Here is a 19,236-nt window from a genome sequence, read left to right as displayed (position 1 = left end):
TTAAGCGTTGATCGCGTCGATAACCACTTTTGTGTATGGTTGACGGTGACCTTGTTTACGGTGTGAATGTTTTTTAGGTTTGTATTTGAAAGTAACGACTTTCTTTTGTTTGCCGTGTTTTTCAACAGTACCTTCAACAGTTGCACCAGAAATAATTGGAGCGCCTACTTTTGTAGTTTCGCCACCTACTAAGATAACTTCGTCAAAAACAACTTTTTCACCTGCTTCAACGTCAAGTTTTTCAACGTAGATTGCTTGTCCAACTTCAACTTTTACTTGTTTACCACCAGTTTTAATAATTGCGTACATGCTATAAAGCACCTCCTTATAGTAGACTTAGACTCGCCATCCAGAGTGACAGTTACCTGTACTTACAAACTCGTTCTGTGCGGTTGTAGCTGTGGAGTCCACAATTACAACAGTACTAGATTACCAGAAACTAGCGCATTCGTCAACTCTAGATTCTAGAATTTTTCTTAAGTCAATCAATCGCAATTTTCACTTTTGCTCATTATAATGTTAGTGAAGACGAAGGAGGTAAACGAATGATCTATCCTGATGAATTGGTTCAAGAAGCAACGATTCGTATGCAAGGTCGTGCGGTAGAAGGTTTCGTTGCTGGTCAAGGCCCACTCCACCCAAAACTCATGCTGGTAGGTGAAGCTCCTGGCAAAACAGAAATCGATAATCATATTCCTTTTAGCGGACAAGCAGGCAAAGAACTAATGCAAACTCTTGCTCTAGCTGGTTTGACAAGAGAAGATGTTTATATTACTAGTGCAGTCAGAAGTCGACCTTATCGGACAGTCCAACGACTCAATAAACGAACTCAGCAAGCAGAAACTGTTTATCCGAATCGGACACCAACGAAAGCGGAAGTATTCGCTCATGCGCCTATCCTAGATTATGAAATCGAACATGTCGAGCCCCATTTGATTGCTACATTAGGCAATATCGGTTTGCAACGGTTATTAGGTTCTGCTTATACGATCTCTAAAAATCATGGTCAGCTTTATACTGGGCCTATTTTAAAACTGAATCAACAAAAAGATGCTTACGAGTGGAGTGATAAAAGCTACCAGATCCTCCCGCTTTTCCATCCTGCAGCTATTTTTTACAATCGAACATTAGCTGACGTGATCCGCAAAGACTGGCTTACCTTAGCAAACTATCTCGAGAAAGATCCTAGCAATCAATAGCCACAGCTTCCATAGTAAAAAATCCCGAAACAGAAAAAAGCTGTTTCGGGATTTTTGAATTTTTATAGCTTATTTTAATTAAACACTGCAAAAAACACTTTGTTTGCCCTGCTTCTCAAAAACATTTCTCCTGCTCATGACTGATTACGTATATTGTTCATGCAGCGCTGAGAGTGCGTGCGCTACTGTTTGGTGTTGCTCAAAGCCAGCTTTTTGCCATAAATGCTGTAGTTGTTTTTCTACTTCTGGTTGTAGCGAGGTGTAAATAATCGTTTGTTCTCGCATTTCAGCTTTTTCTTGAAACTCATCAAAAACAGCCCGGGCAGTTAAATCAATACTTGGAACACCACGCATAGAAAAAATAATCCCCTCTTTTTGATTTAAATCAGCTAATGTATTTTTTAATTTTTCAGCAGACATAAAAAAGAGTGGTCCGCTAATATAGACAACTGTCCAATTATCTAATTTTTTCGTTTCTGGCAAATCCATTCGTTCCCAATCGATTGTTTCAACCGAGATCGTGATTGCCGCACTTTTGATCACAAAGAAAATACAGCCACCGATAATGCCGATGACGATCGCAATACTTAAGTCAAAAATCACGGTACATCCCATAGTAATCAAAAATAATAAGATGCCAGACCAATATCTCTTAGTGAACAAGACGTTGATCGTTTCCCATTCATTCATGCGCCAAGCAGTAACAATCAACACTCCTGCCAAAGCTGGCATAGGAATGTTTGACATAATTGGTGCAAAAATAATCATAGATAAAAACAAAACCAAAGCATGAATGATACCAGCTAAACGAGTCTGTGCCCCTGATTTAATTGCCACACTTGTTCGGGCAATCGCAGCTGTCGCTGGAATGCCTCCAAAAAATGGTAAAACTAGATTTCCGATTCCTTGCGCAACAAGTTCTTGGTTGCTGTCCAATGGTTTGTTTGCCATTCGTCCCGCAGAAGCACCACAGAGCAAACTTTCCACCATGCCAAGCAAGGCAATGCTAATCGCTGGCACCATCACTTCTTTTAAAGAATCAAGATGAAAGGCTGCAAACGTTAAGCGATCGCTACTGATCAACGTCTGTGGGATTTTTCCCACGGTTGCTATCGGCAAGTGAAACAAGAACATCGCAACCGTTGCAAGAATAATTGCCATCAAAGAACTTGGTATAGTTTGAGCCCATTTTTTGGGATAGATAATCATTCCGATGATCACTAATAATCCCATAATAAAGGAGGAAAAATTTATCGAAAAGCCAAAGGTCTGATAGCTGAGAAACTTCTCAATCACATTTGCACCTTCTGAATGGACACCAAACAAGTTATCCACTTGACCCAAGGCAATGATAATAGCAATTCCCGAAGTAAATCCAGTAATCACTGGAGCTGGAATAAAAGAGGTCAATGTTCCTAATCTAAAAATGCCTGCCACTAGCAATAATAGTCCTGCTAAAAATGTCGCCAGTAACACCCCAGACATCCCTTGAGTAGCTGCAATCGACATCAAGATCGCAGCCATTGCGCCTGTTGGTCCTGAAATTTGATAAAAACCACCTGACAAGCCACCAATAATAAGTCCAGCAATAACCGCTGTAATTAATCCTGCCGCAGCATTTGCACCACTGGACACGCCAAACGCCAACGCTAAAGGTAAAGCTACTGCAGCTACAGTAATACCAGCTAATAAATCTTTTTGGAATTTTTGACGATCATATCTGTCAAATTCTTCATTTAGTAAAAAAATATACTTTTTGAACAACCTAGAGACTCCTTTTTTATAAAAATTTTACGAAACACGCAACTACTAGAATAGCATATTTTTCTAACTCATGTCAGCTTTTTCACAAAGTTATAGGCGTTTTCATGAAAATTTTTATAAAATAAGATTAACTCAAATCAAAAGAGTCAGTAATCCAATGATTGCCAGACCACCTTGTTTCAAAATAATTAGTTTGTCACTAGTGATACTACCGTAAGCTGCGACCAATACAATATAAATCAATAACAAACTTGCCATTTCTTTTGGTGCAGACGAAATATAAGTGGCATACAATAAACCAATACCTAACAATCCATTATAAACACCTTGATTTTTAAATAACGTTTGCACCGACGAATTACTTAATTCTTTTTGACTCATCTTAAATACTCTGCCAGTTGCTTTAGAAGTTGTAGCAAAGGTTTCTAAATACATGATATAAAAAAATTCAATTGCGACTAATGTAATGATAATTTGTGAAATAATCGACATATTTTCTCCCCCCTATTCATTTCTGCCTATCGGCTTAGAATAAGTATAGCCGAACCGTTCAAAAATAAAAAAACAAACACACTTGTAGCGTTTAAAAAAGCCTTGAATCCCCTGATATCAAACATCATCCACCTATAGAGGATGGACTGATTTCTGCTTAAACGAAGTTAAAATACACGAATGTATGAATTTGTAGAGTAAAAATTTTACCTACTCCTTTTACTTAGAAAAACATCCAATATATTCTTTTTTAACACATACCTAGGTCCTACCTGACTAGACTGCGTATCATAAGAATACTTGCTACGTACCCATTTGGTCCAACTACCAGAACAAAGAAAAACCGGTAGAAACTTTCGTTTCTACCGGTTTTGGTTTTTTTTTACGTCACAGGAGGGATTCGAACCCCCGACCGTCCGCTTAGAAGGCGGATGCTCTATCCAGCTGAGCTACTATGACAGCTTTTTCGGAACAAAAATAATTATATAGAATCATTTTGGTTCTGTCAATATGAAATAGTTATTTTATCAATAAAAAAGATTGCTCAATAAAAAGCGTTCCTCTTTTACCTAGTGTCCGACAAAAAGCAAGCTTTTTGTCGTAACAAGGTAAATACTCTTAAGGTAGATGAATTTGCTCTTTTTCTTTAGTTATCAAGATCACACCATCACCTAGCGGCACTAATGTGGAAGTCAAGTCTGGATGGGTCATGACGACCTGTAAAAATTCATTTAATTTACGATGAATGGCACGTTTGCCTCTAGGAATCTCTTCATCAGGCAATAAAATCGTTCCGCCTTGAAAAATATCATCAACCATCAATACGCCACCTTTTTTTAGCAGACGTAAACATTCTGGTAAAAACTCAATATATTTCGATTTGGCACTGTCCATAAAAATAAAATCATAAGGCCCAGTTAGTTCTGGTAAAATATCAGCCGCTTGTCCTTCTAGTAAAGTAACTTTTTCGGTTAAACCAAGTCTTTCATAAGTTGCCTTGGCCTTTTTGATCATAACATCAAAACGATCGATCGTCGTGACGTGACCTTTTTCACTGATTAATTGAGCCATCAAACTAGAAGAAAAACCAATAGCTGCACCAATTTCTAAAACATTCTTTGGTTTTAATTGCCCTAATAAAAACTGCATGAATACGACTGTTTCATGAGGAATGATCGGTACTTCCGCTAAATGGGCTTCTTCTTCAATCAAACCAAGCTCTCCAGACAGTTTTTTCTGTTTTGTCCGCATAAAATCAACTAACTCTTCTTTTACTACCGGACGATGCATCATTTCATTACGCATAATCTGCCTCCTCTTCCAAATTATTATACGAAGAACCTGACAAATCCACAAGTTGCAAACAAATTTACACTCACTTTCCTTTTCGTTGGCTATGAGTAAAAAACCGATTGAAACTTTTCTTTTTTTCAAATTCATCTAACATGTTCCAAGCTGTAATACCTGTCAAACAAAAGGCGATGGTAAAAAATAGCCAGCGTATCCAAGTAAATGCTGACTTTGATAAAAGAATGCCAATATAGGGAATCTGAAAAATGGGCGTTCCAATGATGTATCTTCTCCCCACTACACCGGATTCGGTCTGCGTAGAACTATCTGCTTTAGTATAAAAGTCTTGATGGTCTTTTTCCACTGCGATCACTCGTCGGGTGGTTATTTGCTCTCCTGAGTTTTCATAGTACGTAATCACGTCACCAACCAACAATTCTTCTGGTTTCTTCGGACGTACATAGATCAAACTTCCTTGGCTATAGTAAGGACTCATACCACGATCTTCAATAATATGGGTTGATAGACCAGCTATTTTAGGAAGTAAAATAATGCTCAAAATGATCGCTAAAATAACAATCAGTGTAATTGAACTAATATAGGTTATTTTTTTATAAAATGGCACTAGTTTCCACTCCCTTTACTCATTTCTTATTTCCCATCATATAATAACGATTTAATTTTATCAATTTTAACTCTATTTCTTCTACAACGAATTGAAAGAATTTTAAAAAAAATCTAAAAAATAACTCTGGTTATCTAACTTTGTGCAGGTTTATGATTGACTAGAAAACAAAAAACGTTTACCCTAAAAAAAATGTTACTTTTAGAAAGGACACATTATGAACTTTTTTAATAACATTGAATATTTTAAAAAAGCGAACTCATTAAAGATAAAATGGTTTTTCACTATTCTATTATCAACGTTATTTTTAATGATAACAGTATATTTCTTTTATTATATTTTTACTCCTTCTGATAGTGGAAAGGTCAAAGAAATAAAAAATTCATGGGAATTTTACTTAAAAAATGAACCTGATTTTCGTTTTGATAGTCATTATATTAGTTACCTTCCAACAGTTGAAAGAAATGAAACTTTTGTGATGGAAACTATATTAAAAGAAGAGATGGATGATTCGAACTTAGTGATTCGGGGAAACAACCAATGGATAAAAGTTTATTTAAATGATCAACTTTTATATGATCGAACAAATGAACAAGACCAACTTCATCCTGGTTTATCTTTGGCAGTTATTGATCTGCCTACACATTATGCTGGTGAACACTTAAAAATCGAAGTTACTTCACCATATGAAAACTATTCGGGTATTCCACCAAAAGTTTATGTTGGAAATACGGGACCAATCATCAGCTTTATTTTTTCCCAATCTGTTCCTCAAGTAGTTACCATGATCATTGCCGTCTTTTTAGGAATTGGGATATTGGTGTACGCCATTTTTAAGCTTTACAAAAAAAAGACACTAGATATTTCACTGATCATTCTCAGTTGTTTTGCGTTAGTCTTAGGGTTTGAATCAATCTCTGAAGATATATTAAGCGGCATCCTTTTTGAACCAATCGTCCATTCGATTTTATCTGATACATTTACTATTTTAACTTCAGTATTTCTGGTATTGTATTATTTATCCCGAATGAAACATTATCAAAAAATATATGGTCTCTTTTGTTTTCTGCAAGTCTCCATCCAAATAGGTGTCCTTATTTATTCATTGATGACAGTAGGAGAATTAACTGAACTAATGCCCATTGTTAATGCGGTTAGTGTAATCAGTACATTAGTTACTTCGCTTGTCTGTGTTGGGGAAGCCTATCGGAATAATCGTTTTTTCATTGCTTGTACACCGTGGATTGTGCTGATTGCCATTTTCCATTGTATGCTTTATATCCAACCATCATTAGGTATTTATAATGCAAATATTAATTGGTCTACTATTCTATTTATGATTATTCTGATTATTATCATTTGTTATAATATTATCGAGTACATCATCAGCTTTGATAAGCATCAGCGAACTGTTAATTTCTTGAAAACAAAATCGGATTTACTTGAACAGCATTATGATCAGCTACGTGATCACATTCAAGAAATCAGTACATTAAGAACTGAGTTTATCCAAACTATGGAAAACTTAGAACATTTGGTCAAGGAAGAAGAAACCGATGAAGTACAAAATTATGTGCAAACTATCTTAACTAATGCTCGAAATTTTGAATTTATTTTCTCTTACTCCTCTCACCAACTCACTAATCTTATTTTAGCTCGTTATCAAGAAATTGCATCAAAGCGAAATATCAAAGTGAAGTTTCAAGCCGAACTACCAAAAGTATTGACCGTCAATGATGATGACTTGACCCAAATACTGATTCATGTCTTAGAACATTCTTTTAGAGAAACACATGCCATCGAAGATCCAATGCATCGAAAAATTTATTTATCGATGCAGGAAAAAGAAAATCAACTATTGATTCATTGTGAACATAGCGCAAACTATGAAACAAATCTCTTTTCACAAGGAATTACCGAAAACTTTGCTGAACAAGAACAGTTTGATTTAAAAATAATCCAAGATGTGGCGGAACGTTATGCAGGAACGTTGACTCAGGAAAAAGATAGTCAGGTAGATCGTTTAATCATCCAATTGACTAAAACAAATCCCAAGAAAAGCATATAATGTCTTTGGCAGATTGGAAAATTGATTCATTGAATGAAGGTTTGAGCGGACAAAATAATATTCGTTCTCTTTCTCAAAAAAAGATAAAAAACAGGGAACACCAATCATTGGTGTTCCCTGTTTTTGACTAATGACTAACATTCGATCAATATAAAAGAGCAAGAAAATCTTCAGCTTCGATCGCACCAAAATACTTTTTGATATCAATCGTTTTTACTACATCACTTAAAACTGATTTATCATATCTTTGTCCAATCAGTTTCTCTTCGACGTCCTTTATCTCTCCTAACCCAAAGAAGTCACCAAATATTTTCACATCATCAATCAAACCATGTGCCACATTCAGATGGACTTCGATCGAACCAATCGGATACCGCTTTTGTCTCGAAAAGTTAAAATCAGGTGATTTCCCATAATTCCAATCCCAATTACGATAATAGCGATCAGAGATTTCGTTGATTTTGATCCAGTCTTTGTCTGTTAGCTGATACGTATTAACCTCTGCCAGCGTTGCTACTCCGAATATTTTTAATAGAATTTCATCACGAAATTCTTCTGTTAACATCTCTTGTTTTTCTTTAGGTAAAAATGGTTTGATATTGGTCACACGAGAACGAATCGATTTGATCCCTTTGGACTCGATTTTATCTTTTTTTACTTTTAACGCATTGACCACTTCATTGATGTCAGAATCAAACATGATAGTTCCATGGGCAAACATTCGACCATTCGTTGCATACATTGCATTACCAGAGAATTTCATACCATCAATCACTAAATCATTTCGGCCTTTTAATTCCGCTCCAGATACCCCTAATTCGTGAAGAGCTTGAATAATTGGCTTAGTAACTTTAGCAAAATCACGGAAAGAATCGCCATCATCAGGCATGATAAAACTAAAGTTTAAATTTCCAAAGTCGTGATAGACGGCTCCACCGCCACTTAAACGACGAACGACATGGATGCCCTGTTGTTCAACGTAATCTCGATTGATTTCTTCGATCGTGTTTTGATTACGCCCAATAATGATAGATGGTTCATTGATATAAAACAATAAAATCGGTTCATCAACAGGCATTTCTTGGAGTAAAAATTGTTCAATTGCTAGATTGATACGTGGATCATGCTTGTCATTCGGTACAAAAATCATTGTCTTCCTCCTAGATATCAAATACTTTATCGACTTTTGCTAGTGCTACTTCTACTGTATCACCCGCAGCTTGTTGCGCTTCGTTCTGTAATTGTGTAAGATCCCCAAATTGAGGTAAATGGGTCAATACTAGCTTTTTGACTTTTGCTGCTTTCGCAAGTTCCCCCGCTTCTTTTGACGTAAAGTGCGCTTTGTGTCGTTCATTACCAGCAAACAGATAAGTATCTGCTAGAAATAAGTCTGCATTTTCAGCAAATTCTACAAAACTTTCCAAATAGCCGGAATCACCTGTAAAAACAAAGACTTTGCCAGTCGCTTCTTCGACGATCCGCATGGCATAGCACACCACTGGATGGATGGTTTCCATAAACGTGATTAAAAAAGGACCTACTTTCAATTCTTCTGCCTCAAAATAGCCGCGTCCTTCTGACACGTTCGGCATTGTTAACTCATCAAAATGAAAAGTATCTTTAGTATGACCATAGATTGGCAAGATAGCTCCTGGTTCTTTTTCAGGATGTAGTTGCCAATAATATTGCAATACACCTAGATCAGCGATGTGATCATGATGGTAATGGCTCAAGATAACCGCATCAAGTTCTAACGGTTCAAGATGCTCTTGTAATTTTATCAAGGTGGCGCTACCAGCATCGATCAGTAGGTTAAAGCCAGCTGACTGCAATAAATAGCTAGTCGTTCCTTGATTTTTATATGGATAGGCGCCTAAGCAACCTAATACAGTTAATTTCATGATCGTTCTCCTTTCAGAATCAATGTAATAGAATCCTGTTTTTTCTGTGAAACCTCTCTCATGTTTTATGAAAAATAAGTAGCTGGGGGTTTTTTTTCAAGTCTTGCTTGCTCGTAAAAACCTGCAATGGTCACATTGACATAGGCGATAACCCACAATAAACCAAAGAACAAGGCTAGGGCTCCAACAAGGTACCACCCGATAAATGAAAGTTGTAATAGGATATAAGTACCTAAACGATCTTTTAATAAATACCACGCGTATTGCAAACACTGGATGATTGAAAGTTCTGGGTAATCAAATTTAGTCCAAGCCGCAAATTGAAACAATCCGCCTACAATACTCATCAACAAAAGAGAAACAAAGGTCATGAGCAGGGTGGTCAAAACGTAACTAATGTCCAAAGCATTCCCTGATAACACATCTGTTGAAATTGTGTTTGAATTAAATAGTAATTGTGTATAAGTATTGACACCACCAATCAAAAAACCTGGTAATAAAACAAGGGCATTAATGATCCAATTGATCACAACATTGATCAAATTAATCACTAAAATAGGTCCAAAATATTTTTTTTGAAAGACGGCAAACAATAAATTACTTTTTGCTCTGCCGCCACGAACGACTACCAGCGCAATGTAATATAAGGCATATGAAAAAGCAAATAAAAGGAAATTCTCTAGTAAAAAGCTAACTATTTGTTGTTGCGTGCTATCTACGAAAAAAAATCCCTCAAAAAACATTTGGATCAAACCCGCAACAAACATCGAAAGAAAGACTAGCCAAGCATTGATTCCCCATTGTTGCGCAAGGCTAGCTCGAGCTTTTTTGCGATAATCTGAAAGTGATAACTTTGTTTCCATTAATCATAACTCCTAATCTTTTCAACTGTTTTGTGGTCTAATCGCTTCACTAATTCCGTCACTAATTTCACAGTATTCAAATAATCATCTTCATGGATCACTGAAGTATGTGAATGCAAATACCGTACCGGAACAGTAATCGCCACAGACGGTACCCCATCTCTTGTCAAATGCATCTGTCCTGCGTCTGTCCCACCACCAGTAATGACGGTGTATTGGAATGGTATATCCATTTCTTCCGCCACATCAATCACAAAATTCAACAGTTTTTTATGTGGAATCATTGAAGCATCAAAAATCAAGATTTGTGGACCTTTACCCAAAATCGAATCCGCTTCTTTTGGCGTCATCCCCGGTGTATCTCCAGCTGTTCCTGTATCTAAAGCAAAGGCGATATCTGGATTCACTAAGTGTGTACTTGTGCGTGCCCCTCTAAGGCCAACTTCTTCTTGCACATCGCTCCCTGCGAATAAAACATTGGGATGTCCTTCTTTTGCTAAATTCTCAAGAACTCGTAATGAAACAGCTGTACCGATGCGATTGTCCCAAGCCTTAGCTAGTAAAAATTTACCGCCATTCAACCGTTTATACTCAATATATGGGGTTACCATATCGCCAGGGCGAATACCCCATTCTTTTGCTTCTTTATCGCTTGTCGCTCCAATATCAATAAACATATCCTTGATATCATACGGTTTATTTCTTACTTGTGGGGTTAAAACATGTGGCGGTTTCGAACCAATCACGCCATGGATCACTTTCCCAGCTTGCGTTTTGATTTCCACTTGTTGGGCTAACATCACTTGTCCCCACCAACCACCTAATGTTTGAAATTCCAAAAAACCTTTATCAGTGATCTTAGTCACCATAAATCCCACTTCATCCATATGACCGGAAATAAAAATCTTAGGTCCACCACCAGAACCATGTTTGGCGATAATACTACCTAAACCATCATAAAAAATATCTTCCGCAAAGTCTTTTGCATACTTTTTATAGACTTGTCTCACTTCTTCTTCATTGCCTGGTACTCCTTTGGCTGAAGTCAGATCAATCAATAACTGTTCTTCTTTTTTATCCAAAACGTCTCCCTCATTTCTCGTATTGATAGCTAGATTATACCATTTATTAGGTGTGCTTTTCAGCAGAACGATTTTTTCAGTTAGAAAAAAGCCAGGATTCCTCGAAAGTTTACCGAATAACTTTCAATAATCCTGGCTTTTTTGCATAATGCATACGATAGCAATCGCTATTTTCTCTTAAATGGACTGACAGCAGTAAACGAGCGTTTCTTTTATGCACTTCGTGTTCGAAACTCCATTACTGTTGGTTTTCTTTTAAATCATTTGGTGAATGTTTTTGCCAGTCTTTACTATAAAATGATGGATCCAATTGATAGTGACTTGGTTGTTGTTGGTTTTCTAAAAACGGTCTAATCCGTTGATCTGCTGCTAGCCACCCTTTCCAACCTAAATGAATGGTGTCTTCCATGAAATAAGGTTGATCAGCCATTTTTGTAAAATCTGCGATCCGATCAAAGCCTTGACTCTGCAATTGAAATTTGATTTTCTTTGCAAATCCTTGAAGCATTTCTTGAGATAACCCAGTATAATCACTCCATTTTTGATTCACAGGTGGAATGATGAATAATGCTTCTGCCTGTTCTTGGGCTAATTGCTGTAGGACTAATTGAAAATCTGAAAATTCAGGTGAAAAACGATAATCCCAATTTTTTTGAGAATTTTTCAGCTCTTTTAAGTGGTGACGAATGCGCTCTTTATAAAAATCATTTTTTAACTCAAAAGAATTGTCGCTTGTACTTTTTCTCCCAATGTTTTCCGCTAGGTTTGCCAGAACTTTTTCTTGATAATTAGCAGGCAATGGCTTCATTGCCTGATCAATTTTGTCTTGTTTACTTTTCAGACCAATATTGCTGAACATTTCATCTTCTCTTTTTAAAATATTCCAGTTCAAGCGCAATTGATTTCGTTTTTCGACAGAAGGAAGTTGACCTTTTTTGATCATTTGTAATATTTCCGTCAATTTTTCATCTTTTTTAACGATAGAAAAATGTAAAAGTCTTCTAGCTAAATAACGGTCAGCAGGAGTGATTTTTTTCAATGAGAACAGCCAGTCAAGGGTTTGTAACTGTGAATAATACGTATCAAAATAATCTTTTTTTACGCCATCTTTGACAAACCATTGTGGAGAAATGATAAAAACGATTTTCTTATTTTTCAAATCATCTCCTGCAGAGCGCATCATCATATACTGACTTAATGATTGTGTCCCAGGTGCCCCTAATAAGAAGGGACGATAATCACGATGGTATTTCTCCGCCAAGACGGATGGGTGAAATGGACTGATCCGACTGAGTTCACTTGAACCAAAAAAAGGAACATATTTTTTTTCAGCTAAGGCTTCGTTTTTGATGGTATCTCCTTTTAACACATTTTCGGACATGGATGTAGAAGCTTTTTTTATGATTGTTGGGTCGGTTAGATCCACACGATACGAAGAAGTGAAAAAAACTGCTATCAATCCAAAGGCTAAAAGGATTGGACCGAAAATAGCAAATAATTTCTTTTTCATTCTCATCCCTTCAATTCTTGTACTTGTGCAATGATTTTATTCGGTGTGCCCCACTGTTCACGATCAAATTCAGAAACAGGGACTTGAACATCTAATTGTCCATCTAATTCGACTAATAATTGAACAGAAGCAAGTGAATCCAGCAATCCTTCACCAAACAAATCAAGCTCTCGATTTTCTCTTATTTCATCTGTTCCTGTAATGTCTTCTAAAATAGTTAAAATTTGTTCTTCCATAATATAATCTCTCCTTAAATAATCATAATGTAAAATAAATCATTTTTAAGTCTTAGATAATCATCTGCTTTACTTAAACAAAAGTTGGTCTAAAAAGCCCGAAAATATCAATAAACTAAAACAAACTGCTTGGAAAGTCATAAAGACAGCAAAAGCGTGAGTAAACCAATTGGATGGTAGTTGTTTTTTATGTTTTTTCTTGAATCGTAGCCAAACGTCGGTTAAGCAAATCAAAGTAGCATGATACAACCCATACACGATGTAATACCAAGTTAGACCATGCCAGATTCCCATCAATAGGAATAATGCATAATAACCAATATTCGAGGTTACAATTTTACTTTTGAACCATTTTTTCTTCATCAAGAAAAACATCAAGCGCATATAAACATAATCTCGAAACCAAAATGATAACGTCATGTGCCAACGATTCCAAAATTCTTTGATATTCCAAGACAAGAATGGTTTGTTAAAGTTGATTGGTGTTTGGTATCCCATCAAGTAACTCGTTCCCACCGCAAACAAACTATAGCCTGCAAAGTCAAAAAACAGATATAAACTATACACATAGGTATATCCTACTAATGACCAAGAAAAACCACCATGTTGCAAGGCAGCTTTGGAAACGATTGGTAACAACACTTGGCCCAAATAATAGCCAATAATAAATTTGTATAAAAAACCTAGAAAAATATTTTGGATACCTTTTTCTAATAATGTCAGATATTTCTCAGTTGCAGGCGGCTGACATTGATCCTTTTCAAATCTTCTATAGCGATCGATTGGTCCAGATGAAATCGTTGGAAAAAAGAGTAAAAATTGAATATAACGAAAAGGCTGATAGTTCTTGATCAATCCATCCCTAATTTCCATGATCATCTGAACAGATTTAAAGGTTAGATAGGAGATCCCTAGAAAAGCTAGAAAAGATTCTTTCCCATGGGCAAAAAACGGTGTGACTTTTGTTAAAAATAATGGGAAAATCGCTAGGATCACCGCTAAGTAAAACCAAATACCTTGATTTTTCTTTTGACGGTAAACGAAGTAAGCCCAAACTAATAATGTCTGCCAAACAACATATGCAATCAAGGCTACACCTTGTTGCCAATAGACACCACCAAAACTGATGAATAAGAAAAGCAAGGTGATGAGTGTTTGATAAATTGGCAATCTTTTCCCTCGAATCAACAATGATAGCACGATCGGTACTAAACCGATGATTAACAGCAGAAAATAATAAGGTTCTGCGTACGGGATCATATGTGGAAAGGTCATTGAGGATTCACCTCAGCTATTAATTTTTTCCGATCGATTTTCCCGTTCACCGTTTGTGGTAAAAGATCAATGTAATTGATTTTTTGAGGGACCATGTAATCCATGACCGAATGTGCCAATTTTTCCTTAATTGATTTAGAGAGTTTAAAACTTGGTTCTGGCGAATTTTTTTCTAATACAATAAAAGCAACTAGTTGTTGAACTTTAGTTCCTTGGTATTTTGGAACAACTATCGCTTGTTTAATCCGTTCATCTAACAAAAGCCCGTGTTCGATATCTCCTAATTCGATTCGATACCCATGAAGTTTTATCTGTTGATCCATTCGTCCCTCATAGAACAAAAGACCTTCCTCATTAAGAAACCCAGCATCGCCAGTATGATAACTTTGTTGATCCTGTTTCTTGAAAAAAGCAGCTTTGGTTTTTTCTGGATTATTCAGATACCCCTTGGAGACACTAGGACCCAAGATAATAATTTCACCTGTTTGATTGACCGGTTGCACTTTTTGATCATTCACAATCTGAACCTCGGTATCTTCTTTGATATAACCAATCGGTAAACGTTCATAGCGATCTAAAATACCTTGAGTGATTTGGATACTTGAAATAGCAACCGTGGCTTCCGTTGGTCCATACGTATTATAAATACGGGCTTCAGGGAATCGTTTTAATAATTCTTGCGCTGTTTTTTTGGTTAATTCTTCCCCACAGAACAAGAAAGTGGCTAGATCTGGTACATGTTCCGCATCAAAAGTGGGTTCCATCAAACAGATATCGATAAATGAAGGAGTTGATACCCAGACATCTAATTTCAACTTTGCTAAAGTAGAAAATAATTGTCTAAAGTCTTGAATAACCGCTTTTTCTAAGGGTTTTAACATTCCTCCTGTCACAAGTGCTGGATAAATCGAAAAAACCGATAAGTCAAACGAAAATGGTGCTTGCGCTAAGAAACGTAGACCCTGTTCAAGATGAAATTCCTGGATCGTCCAACGAACAAAGCTCAATAAGTTATCATGACTGATTTGCACACCCTTGGGCTCACCTGTAGTACCAGAGGTAAAAATAATGTAATAATTTTCGTCACCTTTAACTGGATGTGTTATTTCGTATTGACTCTCTTTTTTCGTGATCGTTGCTAATTCTTCCCGAGAAATCACTGGGATACCATCTGTTTCCATCTGCCAGTCACCGACACTAATGATCAAAACTGGTTTTGCTACTCGAAGAATTGATTCAATTCGCTCATTCGGCGTATGTTCTTCAATCGGAAGATAGGCATGGCCAGCTTTGGTGCCACCAAGAAAAGAAACGATCATTTCAAACTCTAGATTTCCAAAAACCACGATTGGTCCCTGTTTCTGTAGATTTCTGTCTAAATAAGCTGCTAAAGCATCGGACTTTCTTTTTAGCTCCCCATAGGTATGCTCTGTGATTTCTGTCTGATAAACGACCCGATCTGGTTCCGTTTGACCAAAAAAATCAATTGATTCAACGATTGTTTGAATATCCATCGTCTTCCTCCTAAAATTCATTATAGATAAAAGATCCGCCTTGGACATTTTTATAATGGTACAAATAAATCAACATAAAAATAATTGCACTATACAATAATGTTCGTACCACAAACGTGCCCCAGTACCTAAATTGAGGATTATTCCACCAATTTTTCAATTTATATTTCCCTCCTAATCGAATCTCAAAATAATTTTACCCATTCTTTTTAAAAAACAACATTTGTTTTCCTAACAGTAATCGCTTTTCTGCTAACAATTTTGTCACAATTTAGATTAACTACAAAAAGACGGTTATTATAATATAAGCATCACCTCAAATAAATAAAGATTTTTTTTTAAAAGCTAAAAAGACTTAAACGATCTATGTGACAAATCGTTTAAGCCTTAATTCAAATTAAAAAAACAGCGTGCTAATCTTTCACTCATTTGTATATTACTTGATTCATTCCTCGATAATCCTGCAATATAAGACGCTTGTGATGTAATAAAACAAGATATAGATCAAGACAAGTGAGCCACAAATCAGATATGCTAACCCATAATTTGCTGTATCGACATATTGAGTAAATACTTCAATGGCAAAAAAGGTATGCATACTCCCCAAAATAATTGGTGGGAAAAACATGATCGCATTTTGCCCAAAGATGACTCGCTTCACTTTTTTTCGAGAAATCCCTAATTTCGTTAATAATTGATAATTCTCTCGTTCTTCTTCTGCTTCTGCTAATTGACGAACCATCAGCATGCTTCCAGTCGTGACAATAACAATTATTCCAATAAAGATCGAAACATACGCCATTAAACCAATTCCTTGTTCAACTGTTCGTTTAAATGGGAAACGTGCAGAAAAATTAAGACGTGAATCTTCATTATTGTATTCATCAGAAGATTGATCTGAAGCTGCTTTTTCTTGGTGCGATTCATTTTTATGAATCGTTCCAGTTATAGACTCTCCTTTGATCTCATAATCATAATAAATGATGTTCTCATAACTTGTAGGAATCTCTTTAGAAATACGTTCAATGATTTTTTCCTGATCTCCCCCTTGCACATTCCAATTGACCACTTGATAGTTTAGTCCAGATGCTTTAGCAAAATAATCATCACTGACAACGAGTGTCGGACCGAAATACCTCAACGAACCATCTCCTAAAAAATTAGGTAAGGTTGCTTGAATATCTAAAGTTTGATCGGGCAAGTAGAATGTTGAATCATACATTGAAAAATTTCTAAAGATATTTTTCATACTATCTAATACCACAGTGCTGTTATCCGATGTTAAATCAATTTTAGGCATTTTAGGATTGAATTGTCGAAAGGCATGATATTCTTTTTCTGGAATCAAATTTACCAATTGAAATACTTTTTCCTCAGAAATCCCGTCTAACTTATCATTATAGTAACTTCCAATTACTTTGTAATTGATCGTCATTTCTTTTGTGATCGTTTGCCCTTCACTTGCAAGAAGCGGTCGCAGCTTGTTGGCTGTTGCCTTATCCATTTGATAAGATACCGGTGAGACCATCTCCAAATTTCGAGACATGATGACAGTCGCACTCATCATTGCGCCAATCATCGTTAAAGCTAGAGCCATGATCAGTGTGATCAACGAATTGATCCGCCAGCTTTTCAGCAGATGGATCTGCGTATTGCCAATCAGCAAGAAGTTGATCCCTCGATACTTAATTCGAGAACGACTCACCAAATCGATTAACACACGTAGGGAAAAACAAAAGAACAGATATGTCCCGATCACACAAAACAGCAGGATCAGAACAAATAATAAGAAAGGAAAGCGAAGATCTTGCGTAAAAATAAAAAGTTTAGCAGCAAATTCCCGATAGTGGACCGCAAAGAAATAACCACTAGAGATCAGCAATAAACCCAGTGTTCCTAAAAAACGATGGCGTGTCCGAACTCTTAACTTGCTACTTTCCAAATGATCGTATTCGCCAAAATTTCGAATCGTCGGATAGCGCCAGATTTTCCATAATGAATACAAAGAAACAACAGATAAAATCAAAAAAAACAACAGAAATGTTTCAAAAATCGATGGCACGGAAATGAAGAAAAGACTCGTGATTTGCAAGTTCATCATGCGAATCAAGATCATAGAAAATAATTTTGAGAAAATGATTCCTAAAATAATCCCTGCTGTACAGGCGAATAATCCAATAGCCATTGTTTCCAATACATAGATCAGTGAGATTTGGGTTTTCTTCACACCAAACAACTGATAGATCCCAATCTCTCTTTGTCTGCGATTAAAGAAAAAACGATTTGCACTAATAACAAAAAAAAGTAATACGATTAAGATAATCCAACTACCAATACCAAAAAAAACATTGAATAAAGAATCTTGCTGTGTCCTTCGGTTCAATAATTGATCATAAGAAATCGTACTAAAAGAATAGTAGATCATCGTTGATAACGTTAGACTAAAAAAGTAAACGAGATACCCTCTTGACTGTCGCAGAAAACTTTTCGCAGCCAACTTATAAAGCATTGAGTTTTCCACCTCCCCCAATGGTCGCCTGCATATCAATCACCCGTTCAAAAAATTCGTTTCTTGAACCTCTGCGAACTACTTCAGAGAAAATCACCCCATCTTTAATAAATAAAATCCGATCACAATAACTGGCTGTATACGGATCATGTGTTACTAATAAGATAGTTGATTTTTCTACTCGGTTCATCGTTGTTAAATAATTTAGTAACTCGGTGGCTGATTTCGAGTCCAGAGACCCGGTTGGCTCATCAGCAAAAATGACTTGTGGTTGAATAACTAATGCTCTAGCAGCCGCAATCCGTTGTCTCTGACCAACTGATAATTCATCTGGATAACGTTTTAAGATTTCTTCGATCCCTAATAATTGAGCAACATGCAACACACTTTTTTCCATCTCTTCTTTCGAGATTCGTTCCACCGCTAATGGTAGTAAGATATTGTCCTTCGCATTCAATGTATCGATCAAATTAAATTCTTGAAAAATAAATCCTAATTTTTTGCGACGGAAGTCACTCAATTCATTATTTTTCATTTTAGTGATCTCATTTCCTTGGATCAACACACTTCCCATCGTTGGTAGATTGATCGTCGAAAGAATATTCATCAAAGTCGTCTTTCCAGCACCACTCGGACCCATGATGCCAACAAATTCTCCTTTTTCTACTGTAAAAGAGATATTATCAAGTACTTTTACCGGCGAAAGCTTATTTCCATAGCTTTTACTTACATGTTTTACCTCGATCATTTTATCCATGGCTTTCCTCCTTGGGTTTTGCTTACTCGCCACACTGACACACTTACCAGCATATTAGCATATTCTTTGGTTTTTTTCTCTGATCTTTACAGCATTTGAGCATTTCTTTTTAGATTTTTATCATTTCACAGACATAACCTTTTTTAAAAAA

Annotated in this window: 18 protein-coding genes, 1 tRNA gene and 1 other annotated feature; of the genes, 2 read left to right on the top strand and 17 right to left on the bottom strand. The window is 36.3% G+C overall.

What is annotated here, in order from left to right:
• Positions 1-309, bottom strand: coding sequence for a 50S ribosomal protein L21 (gene rplU, locus IGL30_RS03185; RefSeq protein ID WP_010719808.1), 309 nt, complete (start codon positions 307-309; stop codon positions 1-3).
• Between the two features lie 19 nt (positions 310-328).
• Positions 329-404, bottom strand: a sequence feature (ribosomal protein L21 leader region).
• Between the two features lie 141 nt (positions 405-545).
• Here rplU and IGL30_RS03180 point away from each other — a divergent pair.
• Complete coding sequence (locus tag IGL30_RS03180) at positions 546-1,199, top strand: uracil-DNA glycosylase (RefSeq protein WP_010719809.1); 654 nt, start codon at positions 546-548, stop codon at positions 1,197-1,199.
• Positions 1,200-1,343: 144 nt separating this feature from the next.
• On the opposite strand, the gene IGL30_RS03175 is transcribed toward IGL30_RS03180, so the two are convergent.
• From IGL30_RS03175 to IGL30_RS03155, 5 genes are all read right to left on the bottom strand, one after another.
• Positions 1,344-2,963 (bottom strand): SulP family inorganic anion transporter, encoded by a 1,620-nt coding sequence (locus IGL30_RS03175; protein ID WP_088745130.1) that lies wholly within the window; start codon positions 2,961-2,963, stop codon positions 1,344-1,346.
• Between the two features lie 132 nt (positions 2,964-3,095).
• The gene (locus IGL30_RS03170) at positions 3,096-3,455 is read right to left on the bottom strand and encodes a DUF1304 domain-containing protein (RefSeq protein WP_063626739.1); all 360 of its coding nucleotides are present in this window, start codon (positions 3,453-3,455) and stop codon (positions 3,096-3,098) included.
• Between the two features lie 385 nt (positions 3,456-3,840).
• Positions 3,841-3,914: transfer RNA gene (locus tag IGL30_RS03165), tRNA-Arg, on the bottom strand.
• A gap of 159 nt (positions 3,915-4,073) precedes the next feature.
• On the bottom strand, positions 4,074-4,760 hold the full coding sequence (locus IGL30_RS03160; RefSeq protein ID WP_034698785.1) for an O-methyltransferase: 687 nt from the start codon (positions 4,758-4,760) through the stop codon (positions 4,074-4,076).
• A gap of 70 nt (positions 4,761-4,830) precedes the next feature.
• Positions 4,831-5,370, bottom strand: coding sequence for a signal peptidase I (locus IGL30_RS03155; RefSeq protein ID WP_088745131.1), 540 nt, complete (start codon positions 5,368-5,370; stop codon positions 4,831-4,833).
• A 217-nt stretch (positions 5,371-5,587) separates the two neighbouring features.
• Here IGL30_RS03155 and IGL30_RS03150 point away from each other — a divergent pair, with 217 nt between their 5' ends.
• The gene (locus IGL30_RS03150) at positions 5,588-7,438 is read left to right on the top strand and encodes a GHKL domain-containing protein (protein WP_123875021.1); all 1,851 of its coding nucleotides are present in this window, start codon (positions 5,588-5,590) and stop codon (positions 7,436-7,438) included.
• A gap of 145 nt (positions 7,439-7,583) precedes the next feature.
• Here the strand turns inward: IGL30_RS03150 and IGL30_RS03145 are convergent, their stop codons facing one another.
• The 11 genes from IGL30_RS03145 to IGL30_RS03095 form a co-directional block, all read right to left on the bottom strand.
• The gene (locus IGL30_RS03145; RefSeq protein WP_088745132.1) at positions 7,584-8,588 is read right to left on the bottom strand and encodes a lipoate--protein ligase; all 1,005 of its coding nucleotides are present in this window, start codon (positions 8,586-8,588) and stop codon (positions 7,584-7,586) included.
• Positions 8,589-8,598: 10 nt separating this feature from the next.
• Positions 8,599-9,339: an MBL fold metallo-hydrolase gene (locus tag IGL30_RS03140; RefSeq protein WP_010719816.1), complete on the bottom strand. Its 741-nt coding sequence runs from the start codon at positions 9,337-9,339 to the stop codon at positions 8,599-8,601.
• A gap of 65 nt (positions 9,340-9,404) precedes the next feature.
• Positions 9,405-10,202, bottom strand: a complete 798-nt coding sequence (locus IGL30_RS03135) for a DUF975 family protein (protein ID WP_088745133.1) — start codon at positions 10,200-10,202, stop codon at positions 9,405-9,407.
• On the bottom strand, positions 10,202-11,284 hold the full coding sequence (locus IGL30_RS03130; RefSeq protein WP_010719818.1) for a M42 family metallopeptidase: 1,083 nt from the start codon (positions 11,282-11,284) through the stop codon (positions 10,202-10,204). The genes IGL30_RS03135 and IGL30_RS03130 overlap by 1 nt, the downstream gene beginning before the upstream one ends.
• A 238-nt stretch (positions 11,285-11,522) precedes the next feature.
• Positions 11,523-12,794: a D-alanyl-lipoteichoic acid biosynthesis protein DltD gene (dltD, locus tag IGL30_RS03125; RefSeq protein ID WP_088745134.1), complete on the bottom strand. Its 1,272-nt coding sequence runs from the start codon at positions 12,792-12,794 to the stop codon at positions 11,523-11,525.
• A 2-nt stretch (positions 12,795-12,796) separates the two neighbouring features.
• On the bottom strand, positions 12,797-13,030 hold the full coding sequence (gene dltC / locus IGL30_RS03120; RefSeq protein WP_010719820.1) for a D-alanine--poly(phosphoribitol) ligase subunit DltC: 234 nt from the start codon (positions 13,028-13,030) through the stop codon (positions 12,797-12,799).
• 69 nt (positions 13,031-13,099) lie between these two features.
• On the bottom strand, positions 13,100-14,305 hold the full coding sequence (gene dltB, locus IGL30_RS03115) for a D-alanyl-lipoteichoic acid biosynthesis protein DltB (protein WP_010719821.1): 1,206 nt from the start codon (positions 14,303-14,305) through the stop codon (positions 13,100-13,102).
• Positions 14,302-15,819, bottom strand: a complete 1,518-nt coding sequence (gene dltA / locus IGL30_RS03110) for a D-alanine--poly(phosphoribitol) ligase subunit DltA (protein ID WP_088745135.1) — start codon at positions 15,817-15,819, stop codon at positions 14,302-14,304. The genes dltB and dltA overlap by 4 nt, the downstream gene beginning before the upstream one ends.
• Positions 15,820-15,829: 10 nt before the next feature.
• Entirely contained in the window at positions 15,830-15,979 is a 150-nt protein-coding gene (locus IGL30_RS03105) for a teichoic acid D-Ala incorporation-associated protein DltX (protein ID WP_014834217.1), read from the bottom strand.
• A gap of 285 nt (positions 15,980-16,264) precedes the next feature.
• Positions 16,265-18,328 carry an ABC transporter permease gene (locus IGL30_RS03100; RefSeq protein WP_240210781.1) on the bottom strand — a complete coding sequence of 688 codons (2,064 nt, stop codon included), beginning with the start codon at positions 18,326-18,328 and terminating at the stop codon, positions 16,265-16,267.
• Positions 18,318-19,085, bottom strand: a complete 768-nt coding sequence (locus IGL30_RS03095; protein ID WP_034698771.1) for an ABC transporter ATP-binding protein — start codon at positions 19,083-19,085, stop codon at positions 18,318-18,320. The genes IGL30_RS03100 and IGL30_RS03095 overlap by 11 nt, the downstream gene beginning before the upstream one ends.
• Between the last annotated feature and the right edge of the window lie 151 nt (positions 19,086-19,236).

This window comes from Enterococcus sp. DIV1089c, assembly GCF_050530965.1.
In the GTDB taxonomy this organism is placed as follows: domain Bacteria; phylum Bacillota; class Bacilli; order Lactobacillales; family Enterococcaceae; genus Enterococcus_B; species Enterococcus_B hirae.
Note: the sequence above shows the minus strand (reverse complement) of the source record. Positions and strands in the feature narration are given on the sequence as shown.